Source organism: Gammaproteobacteria bacterium, from assembly GCA_015709615.1.
GTDB lineage: Bacteria > Pseudomonadota > Gammaproteobacteria > Burkholderiales > Nitrosomonadaceae > Nitrosomonas.
Window position 1 is genome coordinate 1,922,740 of sequence record CP054179.1, and the last position, 21,219, is coordinate 1,943,958.

Genomic DNA, 21,219 nt, shown 5'->3' on the forward strand with positions numbered 1-21,219 from the left:
GTGGCCGGCATGTCACGAATGCATTGTCATCGGTCGCATTTAGGCGTAAAAACAAACTTCGGGTGACTGAATTCATGATTTCATAACCGGAGGGATGATCGATGAGAACGCCATTCGCAACCGATATTCTGCAGCAAGCGCTGCCGCGCAGCGTGCAATCCGATGTGCCGTTACCGCGCCGCCAGCGCTATTATCCTTCTCCCGCGGACTGGCGCGATGAAGTGCTCTATTTTTTGCTGGCCGACCGCTTCAGCGACGGCCAGGAAAGCAACCGGCCGTTGCTTGACCGCAACAACCGTGCAGCCGCCCGGCCGCGTGCATCGGATGGGCAAAACTGGCGCTGGGACCGCTGGGCGGAATCGGGTGCTTTCCGCTGGCAGGGCGGCACGCTCAAAGGCGTCGAGTCGAAGCTCGATTATCTGCAAACGCTCGGCATCACGACTATTTGGCTCAGTCCGGTTTTCCGCCAACGCGGCCATCTCGATACTTTTCACGGTTACGGCGTGCAACACTTTCTCGATGTCGACCCGCACTTTGGCACGCGCGCCGATTTGGCCGATCTCGTCGCTGCCGCCCATCAGCGCGGTATCCGTATCATCATGGACATCATTTTCAACCATTCCGGGTTCAACTGGGTTTATCCCGGCGGCGTGGAAACACCGGCGTTCAAACCCTTCCCGCAGCGCTACGGCTTCGGTTCATGGCTGGGGCAAACTGGCCAACCCATTGGAGCAACGATTCATGCTACCAACGAAGGTGTTTGGCCGCAGGAATTGCAAGCCCCGGATTGTTACAGCCGCGCCGGGCTGGGCGATCTGGGCGGCGGCAGTCTGGACGATCCGCACGCGGAGCATAAACGTACCGATTTCTTTACCTTGCGCGATTTCGATCTGGATTACACCGGCGTGCTGAACCACTTGGTCGAGTGCTACAAATACTGGATCGCGCTGACCGATTGCGACGGTTTCCGCATCGATACGCTGAAGCATGTCTCGTTCGAGCAAGCGCGCAACTTCTGCGGCGCCATCAAGGAATTCGCCGCCAATCTCGGCAAAGCGAATTTTCTGCTCGCCGGTGAAATCGCCGGAGGCGACTTCGCCGAAGACCGTTACCTCGATGTGTTGGGTCGCAATCTCGACGCTGCGCTCGATATCGGCGGCATGCGCCCGGCCCTGCACAATGTCGCCAAAGGATTGCTGCCTGCGGCGGCGTATTTCAGCGGATTTGATCCGGGAAAAGCCGAAATGGGCTCGCACCGCAATCTCGGGCAGCGGCATGTGTCGATTTTGGACGATCACGATCAAGTCAGCGGCGAGAAAATCCGCTTCAGCAGCGAAGCGGCTTCCGATCAGCAAGCCGCCGCAGCCGTGGCGATTCAACTGTTCACGCTCGGCATCCCCTGCATTTATTACGGCACCGAGCAATCGTTCGCCGGACCGGAAGCATCCGAACGGCGGTTCCTGCCGGGATACAAAAGCGGCGATCATGCCGACCGCTATTTGCGCGAGGCGATGTTCGGGCCATTGCACCCGAGGAAATCCGGGCTTGCGGGACTCGCCGCTGACGGTGAGGATTCCGATTTGCCCGGATTCGGTGCGTTTGGCACAGCCGGAGCGCATTGCTTCCAAAGTGACTTCCCGGTTTACCGGCGTATCGCCGCTTTAGCCGCGCTGCGCAAGCAATTTCCGGTACTGCGCCAGGGGCGGCAATATCAGCGCCCGATCTCGAATTTCGGCGCGCCGTTCGAACTGAGTGCGGCCGGTGAAATCATCGCCTGGTCGCGCATACTCGACGACGACGAAGCACTCTGTATCGTCAATCCGCACGGCGATGAAACGCGCGGCGGCAACGTAATCGTCGACGCCAGCCTCAGTCCGCCCGGCAGCGAACTGACGGTCGTGGTCAACACGCAGCAAGCCGTGGCGGAATCAACTGCTGGTATCACCCACCCGGTAGGTTCCCGCCTGCTTGTAAAGCGAATGGACGATGGAACGGCTTACGTGGAAATCCGCAACGTGCCACCGTCCGAAGTGTTAGTGCTTGTTAACCACCCGTAGTTAGCACTGAGTGTTTAAACCGGTATCGTTTGCTGCGATGGCCGATATTTTGTGTTGCAACTCTTGTAACTCCGGCAAACGCCGCTTGTAACCGGTTTCTTCAATCAACTTCGCCGCTTGGGCAGCATGCTCCTGGATAGTATGCATACCGTTGCCGGAAAAAGAACCGACCGAATCTTCCCGCTCCGCCAGCAGCAATCGCGCCATTTCCAGATGATAATCGGTCAAATGCAACCGCATGCCGCTGGGTTCGGCGATGTCGTATACTTCTTGCAAGTCTTGTCGAGCACGGGCGAAGTCGCGATTAGGGTTGCGAATATCTCGAAGGAGAGCTGCGCGTGCAAGTAAGCCACGCGGTAAGTCATCCTGACTGCCTTCTTTATATAGGTCGTTCACAGCTTGATTCAACCATTGACTTGCTTCTGAGAAATTTCCCTGTTGCAAATACGCACGTCCCAACGTCAACCGATCAAGCGCAACATCTAATAGTCCCATTGCTGATACACCAGTGTATGGTTTATCATTTTTTTGAGCTTCTAATGAAATTTTTAGTGCATACTTTCCCCTTCTGATTACTTCTTGAACTTTATTTTGGGCAAGAAGAAAATCGCAATAATGGAAACCTAGTCGTGAGTATAAGAACGAACTGCCAGGCTCCTGCATCATTTGGTATTTCTCTGCCTCTTTGAAGCTTTTTAGAACCGATAAGCTATCACCAGTCTGATGCAGGACGTTAGCATACTCGCCGTGTGCAACCCTCCGCTGAAATAGAATTGTTCCTCGACTTGAATAAAATAAACTCAACTCAATTGGCTATCAGTCATTGCTTTTTTTAAGTTACCGAGAGTTAGATGCATATCGCTCAATCGATGAGCACTTGCACTTGCTGCATCCCACTGCTCATCTTTTTCGGCTAACCAAAGCGCTATTTGCGTTGGCTCCAAAGCCTCACGTACTCGTCCCAGAGCATTTAAACGATAACTTGCCAAACTCAGCACATGAAATTGCCACATCGCGGAGAGCTCGGGAGCTATTGCACTCCATGGTTTAATGAAGAAATTGGCTAAAATTACAAGCTCATCACTATAGGCACCTAGCTTCTTAATTGAGAAATGCTCACTTCCTCGCTTAATACGAGGGAAATACACTTCTTCCAACGCCCGCTGATGCAACCCCGCCGCACAACCATGCAGCACTGCATGAAACAATGGCCGCATTTCTTCCAGCGTATCGGGCAGCTCCTTTTGCGGCAAGACTTTGTAATATTCATACAGCCGGGTATGTGCTTGCCGCCAAGCATCTGGCTGTTTTTCCCGTAATTGCTTTCCAAAGTATTCGCGAATCAGCGGGTGACAGTCGAGCAAATCGAGCCGGTTTTCATGTATAGATAGCAAACGGTGTTTTTCTCGCAGATCACGAATGGCGACCTTCCAGGCTTTTTCGTCAATGTTTGCCGTCAAATCTGGAATTTGTGCTTGCCATAGCACTTGTAGCACTTCGGTTTCAATCGGATGATCGAACAATCCCAACAACAGTAACAATTTAAGCTCGGGCGTACCATCCAGCCAAATGCTATAAGCCTGCATTACTTTAAAGGCATGACGTTCCAAATCATCGTAATCACCGATCAGTTCAGTCAATGTGTCACGCTTACGCACATCGCCATCCAGATAAGTATGGAGCGCATTGCCGAGCAAGTGAAGCGCAAGCGCATGGCAGCGATACTCTCTCACCGCTTTTTCCAGTTCTTTGTCATTGCCCTGCACACCCAGTGATTGCAGCAGCTTGACGCCGTCGGTAACTGCAAGGTTTTGCAGATCGTGGACTTTAACGTGAGTACGATTGTTTAGTTCATGCACGGCAACGCGCGTAGTAATAATACACAGGCCGCTGTTCTGCCCGGCGAGGCTTGTCAGCAATCGCCGTATTGCCCGGTCCTTGAGTTCGTTACGCATGCCTTTACCCGCATGCTGCAACGGCTCCAATCCGTCCAGCACCAGCACGCAACGCTGCTGTCGCAGTAAATCGGCCAAGTGTTCTCCCTTTTCTTCCTCGGTGGCGAACGAAGACAATGAGCGGGTTGAACCGAGCTTATCAAGCACATGACTGAAAAACGGTGATGCTGAAACTTGCTTGTCTTCGCTCGATCCTTGCGAATAAAACGACCAGGCAATCAGTGCATCGATATCGTTGGCACGATCCAGCCAATGCCGTAACAGCTTGGTTTTTCCCGTCCCGCCGGATGCAATGAACTGAATAATTCGTGTGCCATCGCCTGCCCATGCATCGTTAAGCAGTTTCAATTCAGCTTCGCGCCCGAAGAATTCGCCTTCAACAGTGGGCAGACAATTGGAATAAATTTTGATCGCCGGTTTTGATATAGCAACTTGATTCGACTGTAAGCGCTGGAGAATCAATTCTGCTGCACTTTGAGGCGTGTAATCGTTGAGGTTCACATAACCATCAATACCGAAGAGACCAGCAATCTGCGAGTTGTCAAAGCGCATCGGCATGATATCCTTGCTTTGCCGTTGTTTGATCAGATCCCTGACCGCTCGCCACTCCAGTCCGCACCACTCTTTGCGTTCATAATCAGCGCATAGAAATGGCACGATAAGCTCCGAATGATCGTGATACAACGACTGCAGCAGCACATCCATATCAGGTCGTGCCAGCTCAGCTTTATACCATTGGTCATAGAAAACCTTGTCTTTCCCCAACGATTGCTTCAGTACTTCCGCTACCTGTGAAACATAATCCCGATACTCTCCGGGGAAAGACAATGCAACCTGGAAACGTTTGGTAGTCATGGGAAAATTTTAGGCGGAATGATTTACACAAACATAATACCGCTTGTCAGCCGTGTTGTTAGTTTTTCAAATCCGTGGAATCACATACCAGCATAAACAAAAACGGCGAACTGAAGCAGGTGCTTTCGATTCGCCGTTCATTGACAGTGACGTCAACTGAAATTACTCAAACTCCGGAAACTTCCAAAAATCGGGTTGAATGTCCAGAAACGCTTAATTTCCTTTCTTCTTCAGTTCGTCACATTTAGCGATAAAAGCTTCCCGCGCAGCTTCGTTGTTCTTGAATGCTGTCAGCGCTGATTCCATTCCTCTTCCTGAGCAATTTTCCGAAGTTGCTTCAGGAACTCCGCCACAACCGGTCAACAAGATGCCGAGGCCAAGAATACAAACGATGCTAAATTTAAAATTCATTTAAAATCTTCCTCTAAAAATATCACTATGGCTTGATGGTTATATCCGATTTCTCAATCGTTTGACGTTGGCCCTGCCACACGAACCTAACGCTGCAATTCTACCTGAATTCTCATGGTCTTAGTATTTCTCCGCCGCCACTTTAGGCAAAACGGAGTAAAAGAAGGTATTATTTTCATCTCTGCCGGATTGCCTTGATACAAGTAGTAATCCGAAGGCGTGAATCACAATATCACGGCAGTTTCCTGGAGATTATCCGCATGTCATGGAGTTTAACAAACTGGCATCGCAACTTGATCCTGCAACACGAAGGAATATCCGATGCCATCTGGACAAAACTGATCAACCTGCGCTGCCTCAAAGGACTTACCCTTGAGGAATTCGCGCGCTTGCGCGAGTGCGTGACGTTATTTCTGCACGACAAGCAATTCTACGGCGCGCATGAACTGGAAATCACCGAGGAAATGCGCGTGACGATCGCGCTGCAAGCGTGCATCCTGATTCTGAATCTCGACCTGGATTACTACCGCAACTGGAGCCAGATTATCGTCTATCCGGGCGAATTCATGCTGGATTACGATTACGAGGATGAATTCGGTATCGTGCATCATGTGCATCACCCTGCCTCGGGTGAGGCGTGGTCTGCCGGACCGGTGATTCTTTCCTGGCAGGATACGGCGGAACCGGCCTCGCACCTCGGGGAAAGCGTGGTGATCCACGAGTTCGCGCATAAGATCGACATGCTGTACGAGGGTGCCAACGGTTGCCCGGAATTGCACGCCAGTATGAGCGCGTACACCTGGCATGACGTGTTCAGCAAAGCCTACAAAAAATTCTGCCGCCAGGTCGACCGGCAGCAGGAAACGGTGATCGATCCGTATGCGGCGGAAAATCCGGGGGAGTTTTTCGCGGTGTTGAGCGAAGCATTTTTTGAGCTGCCGCTCGTCACGCAGGAGCATTTTCCTGCCGTTTACGAACAGCTCGCGTTATTTTACCGCCAAGACCCGGCGCAGCGCTGGCGCTGAGCGTTGTGGCGGTTAACCTGCTCCCACCGATGTAATTTGATTCACCGCGGCAAGGTCGATTTCCGCGTACGAGTTGACGACAAAATCGGCTTGCTGCAATTTCTCCGCATCGTACGTGGTGCTGATCGCGATGCACTGCATCCCGGCCCGTTTTGCCGCGTCGATGCCGTGCGGCGCATCCTCGATGACTACACAATTGCCGGGTGATGACTCGAGCTGCTGCGCGGCGTACAGAAAAATATCCGGATTGGGCTTGGAACGGTAGCCGACTTTATCGAGCGTATAAATTCTGTTCGCAAACAAAGCAGAAAGATTGAGGTGCTGATCGACCAGTTTAAGCAAATCCTGATCCATCGCAGTGGCGATGCAGGTTTTATAGCGGCCGCGCACGGTTGCAAAAAACGGCAGGAAACCGTCGATGAAGGTCGTTTCATGAATAAACAAGTCGCGCACGATGTCTGCGCGTTCGCGCGCCAAAGTCTCGGTATCGCCGTCGAATTGATACGCTTGCTTCATTACTTCCACACCCTCGGCCAGCGTTCGTCCGGTGAGCAGCGGCTTGATGCGCTCCCGGTCGTAGACGAAACCCCGGCGTTGTAGAAAAATCGCCTGCCCTTTGTCCCAGATCGTTTCGGTATCGATGACGATCCCTTCGGCGTCGAAAATGATGGTATCGATCATGATGATGATCTCAAATGCGTCTTATCGCTTCGCATCGTTCTTTTTTAGCAAACCGCCGACGGTACTGAACAGCTCGCTGAACGTTTTCTCGCCGATGGCGCCGTATGCCAGCAGTGCTGCCAGCATCATGAAGACAAAAAAGCTGAATTCGAGCAGACCGAATTTTTCCTTGATCATCAGATAAAAACCCAGTCCGGACAGCAAAGTCACAAACCCGATGATCACCGGGCCGGTTTTCCAGCGTCCGGATTCGGCACGGGACTCCGGTGCGCGCGCCGGGAGATCGGGATATTCCGCGCCAGCGTGCTTCTGCAAAACCGCCAGCGCCGATAGCGCCTTCGACGTCGCCCAGGAAAATAAGCGTGGCCCGTAAAAAGCACCGGTACTGTCATCGATTTTGTCTTTGAGACTGTGCATCGCCTCGTGTGCCAGTGCGCTCTTTTTGTCGTCGATGTTTCCCGAGCCAAGCAGCAGCTTCATCAGCAAAGTATCGGTCATTACCATGAAACCGTAACCGCCGGTCTGGCCGTCGCCAACGCCGGTTTGATCGATTTCCACCCATTCCTCGCGCAGCCGGATGGCTTCATCGGGATTGCGCAGCAGCCATTCGATCGCCTGTTTTTCCTGTTCCAGGTAACGGCTTAAATTGTTGTTACGCGCGATTTGCAACACCAGCGCGGCATAAATCGTGTGTATGCCTTGCAGCGAACCCGGCGCGCCGAACGAACCGCGCACATCGTCGCCGCCACCGTTGTAATAGACCTCCACCAGATGCTGCAAACTTTGCAAGAGCTCGCTCTGATAAGCGCCGGGATAGGCATCGTACGCGTCCAGCAAAGCCATCAGCGCAAAACATGTTGGCATCAGCGCGTCAGGCTTGCCGCGCGCATACCCCCAGCCTTTGCTGGCTTCATTTCTGCGTCCCAGCAGCCAAACCAGCGCCAATCGCAGCGGCTGCTCGTCGATGCCCTTGCCGGCCTTGATGAGCGCTTGAATCGCATAGGTGGTGCGCACCAAATCGGGAATGTCGATGGTTTCGCCTTCGTCGGTGGTGAGCTCGCGCGGCCACGAACCCGCATCCGGGCCGTCCAGCGTCTGATGTTTCAGCAGAAAGTCGACCGCGCCGCGAATCGATCCCGAACCGGCATGGCAAACGCCACTGTCGACCAACGCGATCACCGCTTCGGCGGTATTCAGCACGTTGACATGGCTGCCGCGGCGTTCGCCCCATCCCTTGGATTCTTTATCCTGCTGCTGCTCCAGCCAATGACCGGCATGATGGATAATGTCAGTGATCTGCGTCATGGAATTCCCCTTGTCAATTTCTCTCCGCCCGAGCTTCCAGTTCTGCACGCAGGCATGGCTGGAATGCTGTGGATACATAAGGTTGCAGTATGGCAGGATGTGCGGATGCTGGGAAGTGTATCGTCCGGAAGAAATTTGTATGAACAACCAAGGGAAATGCCAGAATAGCGCTTTGTGTCAATTCACTCACATTTTGCGACTGACTGAAAGATGAAAAAAACCGCCTGGATATTTACCGCCGCCGCTCTGGCCGTGACTGTGTATCTCTGCTTTTGGCCGGTACCGGTCGAGCCGGTGAGCTGGCAAGCACCCGCTGCGCCGGGATACACCGGCCCGCACACAGCGAATAACCGGCTCGCGGATATTCAACTAATCGCACTGCATGGCGAAACCGGGCCGGAGCATATGGCGCTGGCGCGCGATGGCAAGCTGTATGCCGCAATGGCGAGCGGCAATATCGTGCGCATGAACCCCGGCGGTACGGCGCAGGAAGTGTTCGTCAACACTGGCGGGCGCGTGCTGGGCTTCGACTTCGATGCTGACGGCAACCTGATCGCAGCCGACGCCATGAAAGGATTGTTGTCGATCGGGCCGGATCGCGCCATTCGCGTTCTGGCCAATGCCGTCAATGGCGATCCGATCCGTTACGCCAATGCGGTCGTGGTCGCGGCAAACGGCAAAATCTACTTCACCGATGCTTCAACCCGGTTTGCGCCGAAAGAATGGGGCGGCACTTTCGCAGCCAGTATTCTCGACATCATGGAACAATCCTCGACCGGACGTGTTCTCGAGTACGATCCCGCCCACAAAACGGTGCGCATCGTCGCCCAAGGATTGAGTTTTGCTAACGGCATCGCGCTGTCGCAAAATGAACAAACTCTGTTTGTCAGCGAAACAGGCCGCTATCGCGTGTGGAAAATCGCTGCCAACGCGGATAATCTCGATGTCACGCAAGGCTCGCCACAAGCCGCCGTGCTGCTCGACAATCTGCCCGGCTACCCGGATAACCTCATGCGCGGCCTCGACGGCAAGATCTGGCTCGGCTTCGCCAAGCCGCGCAACCCGATCATCGATGCCATGAGCGATAAACCATTTTTGCGTCAAGTCACGCTGCGTCTACCGCGAGCATTATGGCCGGTGCCCAAGGCCTACGGTCATGTGATCGCATTTAACGAAGAAGGAAAAGTGCTCGACGATTTACAAGATCCCACGGGCGCTTACCCGGAAACCACCGCCGTGACCGAAACGCGCGACCAGTTGTACATCCAAAGCCTGCATGCAAAAGAACTCGGCTGGCTGGCGCGTTGAATCGGTGAAACCCGAACTAGCGGCACAAAACGTAGCGCCGGTATTCGCAATTCCCCACATGCAGATCCCGCAATTGCGAATCCGCAATGCCACCTTCAAAATAGGAAATAAATACACGCAGCGTTTCTTCATGGGCGACGACCAGCAACGCTTCATCCGGCTGCGTTTTTAACCAATCGATAAAGCGCAACACGCGCTGCTTGTGATCGAGCAACGACTCGCCGCCGTTAACGCGCGCCCGCAACGGATCGTGGCTGATCGCGGCAAAATAGTCCGCCACAGGCTGGCTCTCGAACCCTGAGCGGATGTCGGCCAAATCGGCATGCACCTCGATCGGCACAGCGTGATACTGGTTTACGATCTCCGCCGTTTGGCGCGTGCGCGGCAACGGTGAAACAAGGATGCGCTCAAACACCGCACCCCGCAGGCCGTGCGCCGCCGATTGCGCTTGCGCGATGCCGGTTTCCGTTAAATACACATTCCTGCCGGGATCGTCGTTACACAAACCCAGGTCGTTGTAATTCGTGCGCCCGTGGCGCATGCAGTAAAAATCCATGATATTCATCCTAAATTAGCAGCTTCTGATCCGAAACCTTCAAATAGCGCCTGGTTCCTAAACGCAACAAAATAGTATTCAAACATTATTTCTTGAATAAGCATTATTATTTTCCGATATTCCCAGTGTGCATTGACACATCCACCTATCGATCGTATATTTCACAGCACTATTAAGAATACGATTAATCATGATTACAGCCAACGATCTAAAAACCAAAGGGATCGCCTGCGTGGAAGAGAGTCTGACGGATAAAACGGAAGACATCATCACCGTGCGCGGCAAAGAGTGCTATGTCGTAATGAAAATCGAGCAATACCATTATTTGCGGGAAATGGAACTGGAAGCCGCGCTACACGAAGCGCGGCAGGACATGGCAAGCGGCCAATTCAGTAAGGATACGGTCGATCAGCACGTCGATGATATTTTCAACAAATGAGCTATACGCTCATTTTCACCGATAGCTACAAAAAGCGCGCGCGCCGCTTCGCGCAAAAACACCCGGAATTAAAAGAACCCTACCGCAAGGTGCTGGAACTACTCAGCCATAACCCTTTTCACCCTTCGCTGAGAATCCATGCACTTTCAGGCAAATTGACCGGATTGCATTCGGTATCGATCAATCTCAGTTACCGCATCACGCTGGAAATCATAATCACCGAGAAGGAAATTATTCTGGTCAATGTGGGAAATCATGAGGAAGTGTATCGGGTGGGATAAAAACTCTGCTTTGCTCCGGCACTGATGTATCGCGGCAACCCTTTGCTTATTGCTTACCATCCTTTTTGTTATAAATGGCTACTCCAATCCGGTCGATATGCGCGACCAGATCGGTGTTTTCCAGTTGGTAATACTGCGACAAATCGACGGTATACGGCAGCATCAAATCGTCGATCTGGTCTTCGATCTGCATGAACTCGGTGAACGAAATTTCATCGCCTTTGATGGTCAAGTCGATATCGGAACCGGCGCGGAAATTTCCTTTGGCGCGTGAACCGTAGATCAACACCGAATCGATAGCGTCGTGCTGCGCAAACACAGTGTTGAGTTTTTCCAGTGTCGCAGGCGATAAGCCGAATGGCCACTCACCGGTCATGGCCGGTATTTTTCCATTTCCGTTTTCAGCGCAACGAACAGCGGGTAGTAATCGCGAATGATCACCTCCACCAACCGTTCGGCGGTACGCTCATCGTACGTATGCGACGAGATATTGCGGCTCTGAATCATCGCCATCCACAGCTCGCCGTCGCCGATCAACTCAACTTTGAATGCTTCCCGCGTGGCATCCTTTGAGCCTTTGATGTTTTGATTGCCCTGATCCTGCAAAAAATCCTTCAACATATTCCAGGCTAATTCATGCGTGAACTCGAATGCCTGAATCACCCCTTGCTTTTCCAACGAAGTAAGTGCGCGCTGCGAACTGAGTTCGACCGCGCCTTGCAGTTGCAATAAGGCTTTCTGGTAACTGGCAAAACGTTGCTGCCAGCGGATGTCGGGGTTGGTCATTTTGCTTTTATGTGCGAATTAAGAAAAACTTCAACCGTCATTATCATGGTATGGCCCTCACTCCATGATTGTTATTGATGAGTCATAATTAAGCTTATCAAATAAATCCGAAAATTCAAGCTCAAGGCCTAAAAGGGATAGTAGATGCTCTTATCTTATCCACAAGCAAGTGATGACTAGTTAAGCGAAACATACGGCGGAATGACTGTACTGATAATTCAGATGATATAGTTGGCCCCAGTAGGATACGGTCCGTTAGATCTGCGATATTAAAATCTGGTAGTAAATCAGAAGCTTTACTAAATTCAGAAAGCCTTAACTTTAATTTGGGATGCACACCCTGAGAAGTGATCGAATAACTTAAAAATGAAGAAAAAATAAATTTTGGATCGCGTTCTTTCACATATACAAGTCGCCACTCTTGTTCTTCTGAAAAACCCTTATGCTTCGTGAACAAGGAAAACATTAAAAGTCTCTCAAACCAGATTTGAGCCATAAACTCAAAGACCTTTTGGGATTTTGGAAGCATATTTATTAAATGGGTCAAATCCTTTATTTTATTTTCTATCCAAGAAATCCTCTCGTTTTGAGTAGCATAGTGAACTCTACCAATCGAAAGTGGAATATCTTCAATCGCATTCGTATTAATTTTTGAAGTATCAATCACCAGAGCAGCACCGCTTCCAACTTCACCGTATCCACGCCACATTGAGAGAAGTCCGTCTGCATCATTGGGATCATGCTCAGAAAAACACAGGATGTAGGTATCGATAGCATGATCATTGGCGAATCTATGAAATATTTTATCGAAAGCTTGTATAAGAGTGCTGTGTATTGCAGTTGATCCACAAGCATTCGCAATTAATCGACTTGTTCGAAAGCTATCAGCTCCTGCATTCATACCAAATCGAAGTTCTTCCCAATCATTCATAAACAACGGATTAGAAAGCCAGAGCTCATTACTGTTGATGATCTTTTCAATCGTCGATATTGAAGTATAGTGAGCAAGAAGCGGCCTTTGATCCGGATAATCTTTGGAATTATCGTAATCATCCCATAAGGTTTTTCTTATTAAATCATCATTTTCTTCCAAAAATCACCTCGTGTTATTCATCGAGAACTATTCTAGCCTGCCAATTAAATCACTACCGATACTAAGACAGTCACTTATCATTAACCCGCCTTCCCATCCACTCTCGCATGCCAGTAAATCGGCGCAAACTTAACCGCCCATAATCCAAAGCAACTCAACCAAACGAGCGCCGCCAGCACGTAGAACATCGGCGCAACCGCCGGGATGAGGTCGGCCAGAATGCGGATTGCGGCGGTTGCTTGGAAGCCCAGGAACAGCAGCCAGGTGAAGCGGTCGAGTTCCAGTGGCCGTCCGGAGTGGCCGAGGGTGACGCGCGACGCCATGGCGAGGATCATGCCGGAGAAGAAGCCGATGCCAAGTGCGTGCAACGGGGCGAGGCCCAAGATCAAATTGCCGGAGGCTAAATACACCAAACTCTGCACGGCGTAGAGCACCATAGCCACGCCGAACCAAGCGAATGAGATGTGCAACACTGCCAGCAGGCTCACTTGAAAGCTGCGTTGCAATTGCCAGCGGTAGGATAAATACAGCGCGCAACCGGCCAGCGGGAAGTCGGCGAGCCACAGATAGCCGGTCAGTTCAAAGCATTGCAGCAAACCGTGCGCGGCGATGCAGGCAAGCATCAGCCACAGCATCCAGAACGGCCGCACCATGTCGTAATTTTCCAGCACGCGGCTGGAGAAGAACGGAATCATACGGTGCGACACGGTCAGCACGATCGGCAGCAGGAAAAACCACAAGCCTGCAACGCGCGCGCAATCGAGCGCCAGCACGGCACCGGTCACCAGCCACACCAAATAGGCCAGCATACCGAGCCAGCCCATCACCAGCGCGACACTGGTAACGCGGGCGTGACGCTTGTCCTCTGCTGGTGCAGTCAGCAGAATGCGCAACAACACGTACAGTGCGATGCCCCAGCCGCTCAGCATCAATTCCACACCGGTAATGCTGATCGCTTTGTGCGTCAGTAAACCGGCATAAAACAGCACTACGCCGCCTGCCATCAGCAAGCAGGTCGTGACATATTCCTGCGGCTTCACTTTTTCACCGTTCATCCAGTTCGGGTATGTGGTGAACAGAAAACCGAAAATAAAAAACGGGAAAAAACCGTACATCATCAAAAACGCATGCGCCCAGGTCGGTGCGACGCTCCAACCGGTCATCGAACCGGCGATGCCGTAGCGCCCGGTCAGATCGAAGATCCACCACAACACGGTCAGCACGCCTTGCAGCGCGCCGGCCAGAAACAGGCTGCGGTGCGGCGCAGCGGAAAGATGATCGCGGACAGTCGACAACATATTCATTCGGATTCCTCGTAAAACGTTTTACTTTCATGGCACTAACAAGATTTTTCATCGTCCGGCACGATAATTTCTCTTCAATGCGGTTATTTGTTATGATGCGTGTCCCGCTTCGCGCAACGGATTTTCATGCTCAATATTGATTTACATTGTCATTCTTCAATTTCTGACGGTTTACTGACACCGGCACAACTGGTTGAGCGCGCTGCCGAACGCGGCGTGGAAATTCTCGCATTAACCGATCACGATGATATCGCAGGCCTGGCGGAAGCGCGCAGGGCTGCTGAAGCGAAAAGTATCACATTTATAAACGGCGTGGAAATATCCGTCAGTTGGCGCGGTCGTACCTTGCATATCGTCGGGCTGGGCATCGATCCCGATTACGCCCCGCTGGCCGAGGGTTTGGCGGTGGTGCGCGCCGGCCGTGCGCAACGCGCCCGCAACATCGCCGCAGAACTGGAAAAAATCGGTATTCAAGGCAGCCTGGAAGGCGCTTACACTTTTGTCGGCGTGCGCAGTCTGATCGGCCGCACGCACTTTGCTCGTTTTCTGGTGGAGCAAGGTTATGCCAAGGACGTCAAATCGGTGTTCAAGAAATATCTGGTCAAAGGCAAACCAGGTTACACCCCGCACGAATGGGCGCCGCTCAGCGACGCGTTGAGCTGGATTCGCGGCAGCGGCGGACATGCGGTCATCGCCCACCCCGGGCGTTACGATCTGGGTAAAAACGTGCTGAACGATCTGCTTGACGAATTTTGCGCACTCGGCGGTTCGGCGCTCGAAGTGGTGACGTCGAGCCACACGCCGGAGCAAATGCAGCTTTTCGCGCAGCACGCTAATAGCAGGAATTTGCTGGTTTCCTGCGGCTCGGATTTTCATGGGCCGGGCGAAAGCCATTTTGATCTCGGGCAACTGCCGGAATTTCCGCTCGGCTGTACCCCTGTCTGGCAGCATTGGAAAAACACCGTCAACGCCGAACTGATCGATTGACACGCTGATTTCCGACGATTTCCGCCGTGGCGCAATTTTTTTCCATCCACACCGACACCCCGAATATTCGCCTGATCCGGCAGGCCGTCGCCATCGTGCGCAGCGGCGGCATTATCGTGTACCCGACCGATTCGTGCTATGCGTTGGGCTGCCATATTGGCGATAAAGATGCGATGACGCGCATCCGCGCCATCCGGCAAGTGGACGAGCGCCATCATTTCACGCTGGTATGCCGCAATCTGGCGGAAATCGCCACTTACGCCAAGGTCGATAACAGCCAGTACCGTTTGCTGAAAGCGACAACGCCCGGCAGCTATACGTTTATTTTGCAGGCGACACGCGAAGTGCCGCGGCGCTTGCAGCACCCGAAACGCAGCACCATCGGTTTGCGCATTCCCGGTCATCCGGTGGTTCAGGCGTTGCTGGAAGAACTTGATGAACCGCTGCTCAGCTCTACCTTGCTATTGCCGGGAGACGAATTTCCGCTGAACGATGCGGAAGAAATCCGCGAACGCTTGGAACATCAGGTGGAATTGGTCATGGACGCCGGTTCCTGCGGCATCGACATGACTACCGTGATCGACTTGACCACCGATGTGCCCGCACTGGTGCGGCCAGGCAGAGGCGATCTCGAACCGTTTGGAATCGATCATGGATGAAATCATTCAAGGCATTGCCATTTACGCGTTACCGGTGATTTTTGCCATCACCATGCACGAAGCGGCGCACGGCTATGTCGCCAAGCAATTCGGCGATCTCACCGCTTACAGCGCCGGCCGCATCAGCCTCAATCCGGCGCGGCATATCGATCCTGTCGGCACGATCCTGGTACCGCTATCGCTGTTTGTTCTGAGCAAACTGACCGTCGGCGCGGGATTCCTGTTCGGCTGGGCCAAACCGGTGCCGGTCAATTTCGCCAATCTGCGCCACCCGAAACGCGACATGCTGTGGGTCGCTGCTGCCGGACCCGGTGCCAATCTGCTGATGGCGATTTTTTGGGCGTTGATGATCAAACTGGCCATTGCCATGCCGGGAAGCAGCCTCGCCAAACCATTGGCGCTGATGGGGATCGCCGGAATCGAGATCAATGTCGTTCTGATGGTACTCAATTTGCTGCCATTGCCGCCGCTGGATGGCGGCCGCATGACCATGAGTTTGCTGCCCCATCGTTGGGCATACCAATTTTCACAGATTGAGCCTTACGGCTTCATGATATTGCTGGTATTGTTATTCAGCGGTATTTTGAGTACCGTGATCGGGCCGGTTATTCTGTGGGTTAAAATTATCATTGTGTCGATTTTCGGGTTATACATCTAACAACCTCTTACATTTGGAACATCAACATGTTTGCTGATCGCGTTTTATCCGGCATGCGGCCCACCGGCAGCCTGCATTTGGGACACTATCATGGCGTATTAAAGAATTGGGTGAAGTTGCAGCAGCAATACGAATGCCTGTTTTTTGTCGCCGATTGGCATGCTTTGACAACCCATTACGATACGCCGGAAATCATCGAGCAAAATGTCTGGGACATGGTTATCGATTGGCTGGCCGCGGGTGTCGATCCGTCGCAGGCGATTCTGTTCATTCAATCCAAAGTACCGGCGCATGCCGAGCTATATCTGCTGCTGTCGATGATGACGCCGCTCGGCTGGCTGGAACGCGTGCCGACGTATAAGGATCAGCAGGAAAAATTGTCCGAGAAGGATCTCAGTACCTACGGTTTTCTTGGCTATCCGTTGCTGCAAAGCGCGGATATTCTGATTTACCGCGCCAATCTGGTTCCGGTCGGTGAAGACCAAGCACCGCATCTGGAATTCACGCGTGAAATCGCGCGCCGCTTCAATCATATTTACGGCAAGGAACCCGGCTTTGAAGAAAAAGCGGAAGCGGCAATCAAAAAGCTGGGATCGAAGAAATCCAAACTGTATACCGAGCTGCGCACGTTGTATCAGGAGCAGGGCGACGAAAATGCATTGGAAGAAGCGCGGTCGTTGCTGAACGAACAACAGAATTTGAGTCTGGGTGACCGGGAGCGCTTGTTCGGTTATCTGGAAGGCGGCGGCAAAATGATTCTGGCCGAACCGGAAACATTGCTGACTGAAGCCTCGCGTATGCCGGGGCTGGACGGCCAGAAAATGTCTAAATCGTATAACAACACCATCAGTCTGCGCGAAGATCCGGAAAGCATCCGCAAAAAAGTGCGCACCATGCCGACCGACCCGGCAAGGGTACGGCGCAGCGATCCGGGCGATCCGGCCAAGTGTCCGGTATGGCAGTTCCATCTGGTGTATTCCGACGACAAAACCCGCGAATGGGTACAATGGGGTTGCAAGAACGCCGAAATCGGCTGCCTGGATTGCAAAACACCGGTGATCGATAAAATCCTCGCGGAGCAAGCGCCTATGTATGAACGCATCAAAAAGTACGAAGAGGATCCGACTTTGGTGCGCAACATCATCGCCGATGGCTGCGAAAAAGCCAACAAGCTGGCGGAAGAAACCATGCGTGATATCCGCGAAGCAATGGGGCTTAATTATTCATAGCAGTTCGTCGGTTTCCGGTCGGCCATGAATTCGGCCATTGATACTGCGGCAGTTCAACCGGTTGCCCGGATTTGCGGCGAACCGCTGCTGGAAATCCCGCAAGATTTGTATATTCCGCCGGATGCGCTGGAAGTTTTTTTGGATACTTTCCAAGGCCCGCTTGATCTGCTGCTGTATCTGATCCGCAAGCACAATCTGAACATTCTCGATATTCCGATGGCCGAGCTTACGCTGCAATACATGACGTATGTCGAGATGATGCGCGTCGATCAGCTCGAGCTGGCGGCTGAATACCTGCTGATGACTGCTTTGCTGATCGAAATCAAGTCGCGCATGCTATTGCCGGCTCCTAAAGCGGAACCGGAAGGTGAGGAGCGTGATCCGCGCGCCGAATTGGTGCGGCGCTTGTTGGAATACGAGCAAATGAAAAAAGTCGCCGAACGCTTGAATGAAATTCCGCAAGCCGAGCGCGACTTCAGTGTCGTCCAGGTTTGGATCGAACAAAAAAACGAAGAGCAACTGCCGCATATCGATAAGGACGACCTGCGCAATGCTTGGGTTGCAATTTTGGCGCGCGCAAAAGTCAACCGGCACCACCAGATCAAGCGCGAAACCCTGTCCGTGCGCGCGTATATGAGTCAAGTGCTGCGCGACCTGCGCGGGCGTCAGCAAGTTGAGTTTTACGATCTATTCAGTCCCGCGGCTACGGTTGCGGAAGTGGTGGTCACTTTCCTGGCCATTCTGGAACTGGCCAAGGAATTGCTGCTGGAAATTTCACAATCCCCCGATGATGCAATGATTTATGTCCGAGCCATTGACGCCGCTTGATTATCACCCGCTGGATACACTCGATTCGCTCAGTCCCGGTAAAACCAAGCAAATTCTCGAAGCGGCCTTGTTCACCACGCAAGAGCCATTGTCCGTCAGCGAATTGCGAAAATTATTCAATGATGAATTAAGCGCTGCAGTATTAACCAATTTGCTGAAGGAAATCCGGGATCAATGGCGCGATAGCGGGGTGGAACTGGTTAACGTGGCCAGCGGCTGGCGTTTCCAGACCAAAGCGGACATGCAACCGTATTTGGAGCGTTTGACGCCGCAAAAAGCGCCGCGCTATTCGCGCGCGGTTCTGGAAACGCTCGCCATCATCGCTTACCGCCAGCCGGTCACCCGTGGCGATATCGAAGAAATCCGCGGCGTCAGCGTTTCCAGTTCGGTGCTTAAAACACTCACATCCCGTGGTTGGATTGAGGAGGTCGGACACCGCAATGTGCCGGGAAAACCGGCGCTGTTGGCCACGACCGCGCATTTTCTCGACGATCTGAATCTGCGCTCACTCGACGAACTGCCGCCGCTGGAAGAGATGAAATCGCTACTTGAGTCCGGTGAAAATCAGCACTTGCCGTTGGAGCAACCGGATGACTCCGGTCATTGAGGAAGCTCTGAAAAAGGTAGCGAGCGACGGCCAGGCAAGGCGAAATCAGGCGAAAAAGCGGGGTTTACGATAAGTAAATGAGCATTTTGAGCTTGGTTTCAACGCAGCATGACCGAGCGCAGTAGTTTTTCAGAGCTTCCCTAAGATTTTGCCGCTTGCTGCGCTTCGATGAGTGTGGGTGTCAGATGCGGCGCGATCACTTGCAGCAAATGCCCGAAAACTTTCGGGTTGCCCGCCACGATCTGACCGCTTTCCAGTTGCGTTTCATTGCCTTGCAAATCGCCGACCAAACCGCCGGCTTCGGTGATTAACAAACACCCGGCGGCCATATCCCACGGCGCCAGACCGATTTCCCAAAAACCATCGTAACGGCCGCAAGCGACGTATGCGAGATCCAGCGCGGCGGATCCCGGACGGCGGATTCCGGCGATGCGCGGCACGAGGTCTTTCAGCATGGCAAAATAAGCATCGATGTGTGTCAGATCGCGGAACGGCAAGCCGGTGCCGATCAAGCAATCGTCCAGCTTGGTGCGCTTACTGACACGAATGCGGCGGTCGTTCAGAAAAGCGCCGCTGCCTCGGCTGGCGGTAAACAATTCATTCAAGTTCGGATCGTAAACTACCGCGTGAGTGAGCACACCTTTATGCTTAAGCGCAATCGAAACCGAATATTTGGGAAATCCATGCAGAAAATTGGTCGTGCCGTCGAGCGGATCGATAATCCACTGATATTCGGAGTTCTCATGATCACCCTGTTGCCCGCTTTCTTCCGCCAGAATCGCATGATCGGGATAAGCCGCCTGCAACACCTTGATAATCGCTGCTTCAGCGGCGCCGTCCACCTCGCTGACATAATCGCTGTGCGACTTTTTCGATACCGTGAGCAAATCCAGATTTTTGGATGCTTGATTGATGATACTGCCGGCGCGGCGCGCGGCTTTCACCGCGATGGTCAACATGGGATGCATAGTTTTGATTCGGAAATTACAAGAAGCGCGATTTTAATATGAATCGATTATGCTCGCTTGATTTTGTCGCTTTGCGGAGTATCCATTCGCGATCAACTCAACTGCAGAAAATAAAAAAAACCGCATTCCGGTTTGGGAATGCGGTTCTTCTAGCGAGCTAAAGCGATGCTTTAGGCGCTGATACGGCGGCGTGCCGAGAAGCCGATCAGACCAAGACCTGCCAGCAACATAGCATAGGTTTCTGGTTCTGGAACGGCCATGATATATTCATAACCGATTTTAACTGAATCATTATTAGCGATAGTGCCGAGATTGTAAGCCAGGTTGATTGAATTATCGCCAAATCCGTAACTACCAGCTGCTTGCGCCGTAGCTAACATTAAACCAGGACTGACAGGGCTGCAGCAGCCAAGTGGATCAACGTAAGGCCGAATCTCAAATGCCCCTGCGCTTGTATTATTTGCTAATGTGATGATTGCTCCATCGGAAGTTGATGCCGAAACCGAGGAATCACTCGTGCCTGTCGCGTTAATGACATTGAACGTGCCATTTCCCAGACCAGCTCCCCTTCCTTGATCCGGATCAAAGCCAACGCCCCAATGCACGTCTGTAGCAACTGAACCGGTCAAGTTCGTCAACTGAACCATAACGGAAACATGGCCAGGCGCAGTAATGCTGACTGTTTCAAGAAAACCCCAACCGCCAACAACACCACCTAAATTCGTAGTGACTGATATCGGGCCGCCGATAGGCCCAAAGGTTGTTGAAGTAAATGGATTGCTGAGTGTTACTTCATCGCCTACTGCGACAGTTACTCCATTGGCCTCAAGCGTATAGTTGGAGGCTAAAGTATCCCAGTTAACGAATTCCCTTCCCAAGTAACTCAGACCGACACCACCTGGTTGAAAATAACCGGCATCAGCAATCGTAGTAGCGGTACCGGCGCCGTCTGAAAGAAAAGCTGGCGCAGCTTGCGCGCTCGTAACAAATGTACCGCATATGGCCAGCGCTACTGCTGTTGAAATGTGGCTTTTTTTCATTTCGAATTTCATAATTATTACTCCTTATTTTAAATTCTAAGACCACTAAATTTAATTAATTTCATATATATATGCATCCCTCTTTTTTGAGGGTATGCATATTTTGTCGATAAAATATCCCTATTGCAATAAGGATTTTGCTTATTTTTAAAATTTTTTATTTTGTGAAAAAATTTATTTTTGGAGT

At 52.2% G+C, this 21,219-nt stretch carries 22 protein-coding genes and 1 pseudogene; 11 read left to right on the forward strand and 12 right to left on the reverse strand.

Annotated features, from left to right (window positions below; translation table 11 throughout):
- Nucleotides 1-101 precede the first annotated feature (101 nt).
- Nucleotides 102-2,057, forward strand: coding sequence for an alpha-amylase (locus tag HRU77_09310; protein QOJ20874.1), 1,956 nt, complete (start codon nucleotides 102-104; stop codon nucleotides 2,055-2,057).
- Here HRU77_09310 and HRU77_09315 read toward each other — a convergent pair whose 3' ends face one another.
- The 3 genes from HRU77_09315 to trbK form a co-directional block, all read right to left on the reverse strand.
- Entirely contained in the window at nucleotides 2,058-2,552 is a 495-nt protein-coding gene (locus tag HRU77_09315) for a hypothetical protein (GenBank protein ID QOJ20875.1), read from the reverse strand.
- A 305-nt stretch (nucleotides 2,553-2,857) separates the two neighbouring features.
- On the reverse strand, nucleotides 2,858-4,867 hold the full coding sequence (locus tag HRU77_09320; protein ID QOJ20876.1) for a TIR domain-containing protein: 2,010 nt from the start codon (nucleotides 4,865-4,867) through the stop codon (nucleotides 2,858-2,860).
- Nucleotides 4,868-5,080: 213 nt separating this feature from the next.
- The gene (gene trbK, locus HRU77_09325; protein QOJ20877.1) at nucleotides 5,081-5,278 is read right to left on the reverse strand and encodes an entry exclusion lipoprotein TrbK; all 198 of its coding nucleotides are present in this window, start codon (nucleotides 5,276-5,278) and stop codon (nucleotides 5,081-5,083) included.
- A 260-nt stretch (nucleotides 5,279-5,538) separates the two neighbouring features.
- On the opposite strand from trbK, the gene HRU77_09330 reads away from it, so the two are divergent.
- Nucleotides 5,539-6,303, forward strand: coding sequence for a zinc-dependent peptidase (locus HRU77_09330; GenBank protein QOJ20878.1), 765 nt, complete (start codon nucleotides 5,539-5,541; stop codon nucleotides 6,301-6,303).
- Nucleotides 6,304-6,315: 12 nt separating this feature from the next.
- Here HRU77_09330 and HRU77_09335 read toward each other — a convergent pair whose 3' ends face one another.
- Both HRU77_09335 and HRU77_09340 read right to left on the reverse strand, forming a co-directional pair.
- Entirely contained in the window at nucleotides 6,316-6,984 is a 669-nt protein-coding gene (locus tag HRU77_09335; GenBank protein ID QOJ20879.1) for an HAD family phosphatase, read from the reverse strand.
- A 21-nt stretch (nucleotides 6,985-7,005) separates the two neighbouring features.
- Entirely contained in the window at nucleotides 7,006-8,289 is a 1,284-nt protein-coding gene (locus HRU77_09340) for a terpene cyclase/mutase family protein (protein ID QOJ20880.1), read from the reverse strand.
- A gap of 210 nt (nucleotides 8,290-8,499) precedes the next feature.
- Between HRU77_09340 and HRU77_09345 the strand changes: the two genes are divergently transcribed.
- Complete coding sequence (locus HRU77_09345) at nucleotides 8,500-9,597, forward strand: SMP-30/gluconolactonase/LRE family protein (GenBank protein ID QOJ20881.1); 1,098 nt, start codon at nucleotides 8,500-8,502, stop codon at nucleotides 9,595-9,597.
- Nucleotides 9,598-9,613: 16 nt separating this feature from the next.
- On the opposite strand, the gene HRU77_09350 is transcribed toward HRU77_09345, so the two are convergent.
- On the reverse strand, nucleotides 9,614-10,153 hold the full coding sequence (locus tag HRU77_09350) for a histidine phosphatase family protein (GenBank protein ID QOJ20882.1): 540 nt from the start codon (nucleotides 10,151-10,153) through the stop codon (nucleotides 9,614-9,616).
- Between the two features lie 190 nt (nucleotides 10,154-10,343).
- Between HRU77_09350 and HRU77_09355 the strand changes: the two genes are divergently transcribed.
- The gene (locus tag HRU77_09355; protein ID QOJ20883.1) at nucleotides 10,344-10,592 is read left to right on the forward strand and encodes a type II toxin-antitoxin system Phd/YefM family antitoxin; all 249 of its coding nucleotides are present in this window, start codon (nucleotides 10,344-10,346) and stop codon (nucleotides 10,590-10,592) included.
- Nucleotides 10,589-10,873, forward strand: coding sequence for a type II toxin-antitoxin system mRNA interferase toxin, RelE/StbE family (locus tag HRU77_09360; GenBank protein ID QOJ20884.1), 285 nt, complete (start codon nucleotides 10,589-10,591; stop codon nucleotides 10,871-10,873). Before HRU77_09355 ends, HRU77_09360 begins: the two co-directional genes overlap by 4 nt.
- Nucleotides 10,874-10,919: 46 nt before the next feature.
- Here the strand turns inward: HRU77_09360 and HRU77_09365 are convergent, their stop codons facing one another.
- The 4 genes from HRU77_09365 to HRU77_09380 all read right to left on the reverse strand — a co-directional run bounded on the left by HRU77_09365 (nucleotide 10,920) and on the right by HRU77_09380 (nucleotide 14,056).
- Nucleotides 10,920-11,249 carry a nucleotidyltransferase domain-containing protein gene (locus tag HRU77_09365; protein QOJ20885.1) on the reverse strand — a complete coding sequence of 110 codons (330 nt, stop codon included), beginning with the start codon at nucleotides 11,247-11,249 and terminating at the stop codon, nucleotides 10,920-10,922.
- Nucleotides 11,246-11,659: a nucleotidyltransferase substrate binding protein gene (locus HRU77_09370; GenBank protein QOJ20886.1), complete on the reverse strand. Its 414-nt coding sequence runs from the start codon at nucleotides 11,657-11,659 to the stop codon at nucleotides 11,246-11,248. Before HRU77_09370 ends, HRU77_09365 begins: the two co-directional genes overlap by 4 nt.
- A gap of 121 nt (nucleotides 11,660-11,780) precedes the next feature.
- A complete protein-coding gene (locus HRU77_09375) occupies nucleotides 11,781-12,752 on the reverse strand; it encodes a DUF2971 domain-containing protein (protein QOJ20887.1) in 972 nt (323 codons plus the stop codon).
- A gap of 80 nt (nucleotides 12,753-12,832) precedes the next feature.
- A complete protein-coding gene (locus tag HRU77_09380; protein ID QOJ20888.1) occupies nucleotides 12,833-14,056 on the reverse strand; it encodes an NnrS family protein in 1,224 nt (407 codons plus the stop codon).
- Between the two features lie 126 nt (nucleotides 14,057-14,182).
- Between HRU77_09380 and HRU77_09385 the strand changes: the two genes are divergently transcribed.
- The 6 genes from HRU77_09385 to scpB are packed head-to-tail and all read left to right on the forward strand — an operon-like array spanning nucleotide 14,183 to nucleotide 19,024.
- Nucleotides 14,183-15,043: a PHP domain-containing protein gene (locus HRU77_09385; GenBank protein ID QOJ20889.1), complete on the forward strand. Its 861-nt coding sequence runs from the start codon at nucleotides 14,183-14,185 to the stop codon at nucleotides 15,041-15,043.
- A 26-nt stretch (nucleotides 15,044-15,069) separates the two neighbouring features.
- A complete protein-coding gene (locus tag HRU77_09390) occupies nucleotides 15,070-15,702 on the forward strand; it encodes a threonylcarbamoyl-AMP synthase (GenBank protein ID QOJ20890.1) in 633 nt (210 codons plus the stop codon).
- The gene (locus tag HRU77_09395) at nucleotides 15,695-16,360 is read left to right on the forward strand and encodes a site-2 protease family protein (GenBank protein QOJ20891.1); all 666 of its coding nucleotides are present in this window, start codon (nucleotides 15,695-15,697) and stop codon (nucleotides 16,358-16,360) included. The genes HRU77_09390 and HRU77_09395 overlap by 8 nt, the downstream gene beginning before the upstream one ends.
- Nucleotides 16,361-16,386: 26 nt before the next feature.
- Nucleotides 16,387-17,589, forward strand: a complete 1,203-nt coding sequence (locus HRU77_09400; protein ID QOJ20892.1) for a tryptophan--tRNA ligase — start codon at nucleotides 16,387-16,389, stop codon at nucleotides 17,587-17,589.
- Between the two features lie 24 nt (nucleotides 17,590-17,613).
- Nucleotides 17,614-18,417, forward strand: coding sequence for a segregation/condensation protein A (locus HRU77_09405; GenBank protein ID QOJ20893.1), 804 nt, complete (start codon nucleotides 17,614-17,616; stop codon nucleotides 18,415-18,417).
- Nucleotides 18,392-19,024 carry an SMC-Scp complex subunit ScpB gene (scpB, locus tag HRU77_09410; protein QOJ20894.1) on the forward strand — a complete coding sequence of 211 codons (633 nt, stop codon included), beginning with the start codon at nucleotides 18,392-18,394 and terminating at the stop codon, nucleotides 19,022-19,024. The genes HRU77_09405 and scpB overlap by 26 nt, the downstream gene beginning before the upstream one ends.
- Before the next feature lie 140 nt (nucleotides 19,025-19,164).
- Here scpB and HRU77_09415 read toward each other — a convergent pair whose 3' ends face one another.
- Together HRU77_09415 and HRU77_09420 are read right to left on the reverse strand one after the other, a co-directional pair.
- On the reverse strand, nucleotides 19,165-19,992 hold the full coding sequence (locus HRU77_09415; GenBank protein ID QOJ20895.1) for an inositol monophosphatase: 828 nt from the start codon (nucleotides 19,990-19,992) through the stop codon (nucleotides 19,165-19,167).
- A gap of 170 nt (nucleotides 19,993-20,162) precedes the next feature.
- Nucleotides 20,163-20,255, reverse strand: a pseudogene (locus HRU77_09420) (PEP-CTERM sorting domain-containing protein).
- Nucleotides 20,256-21,219 lie beyond the last annotated feature (964 nt).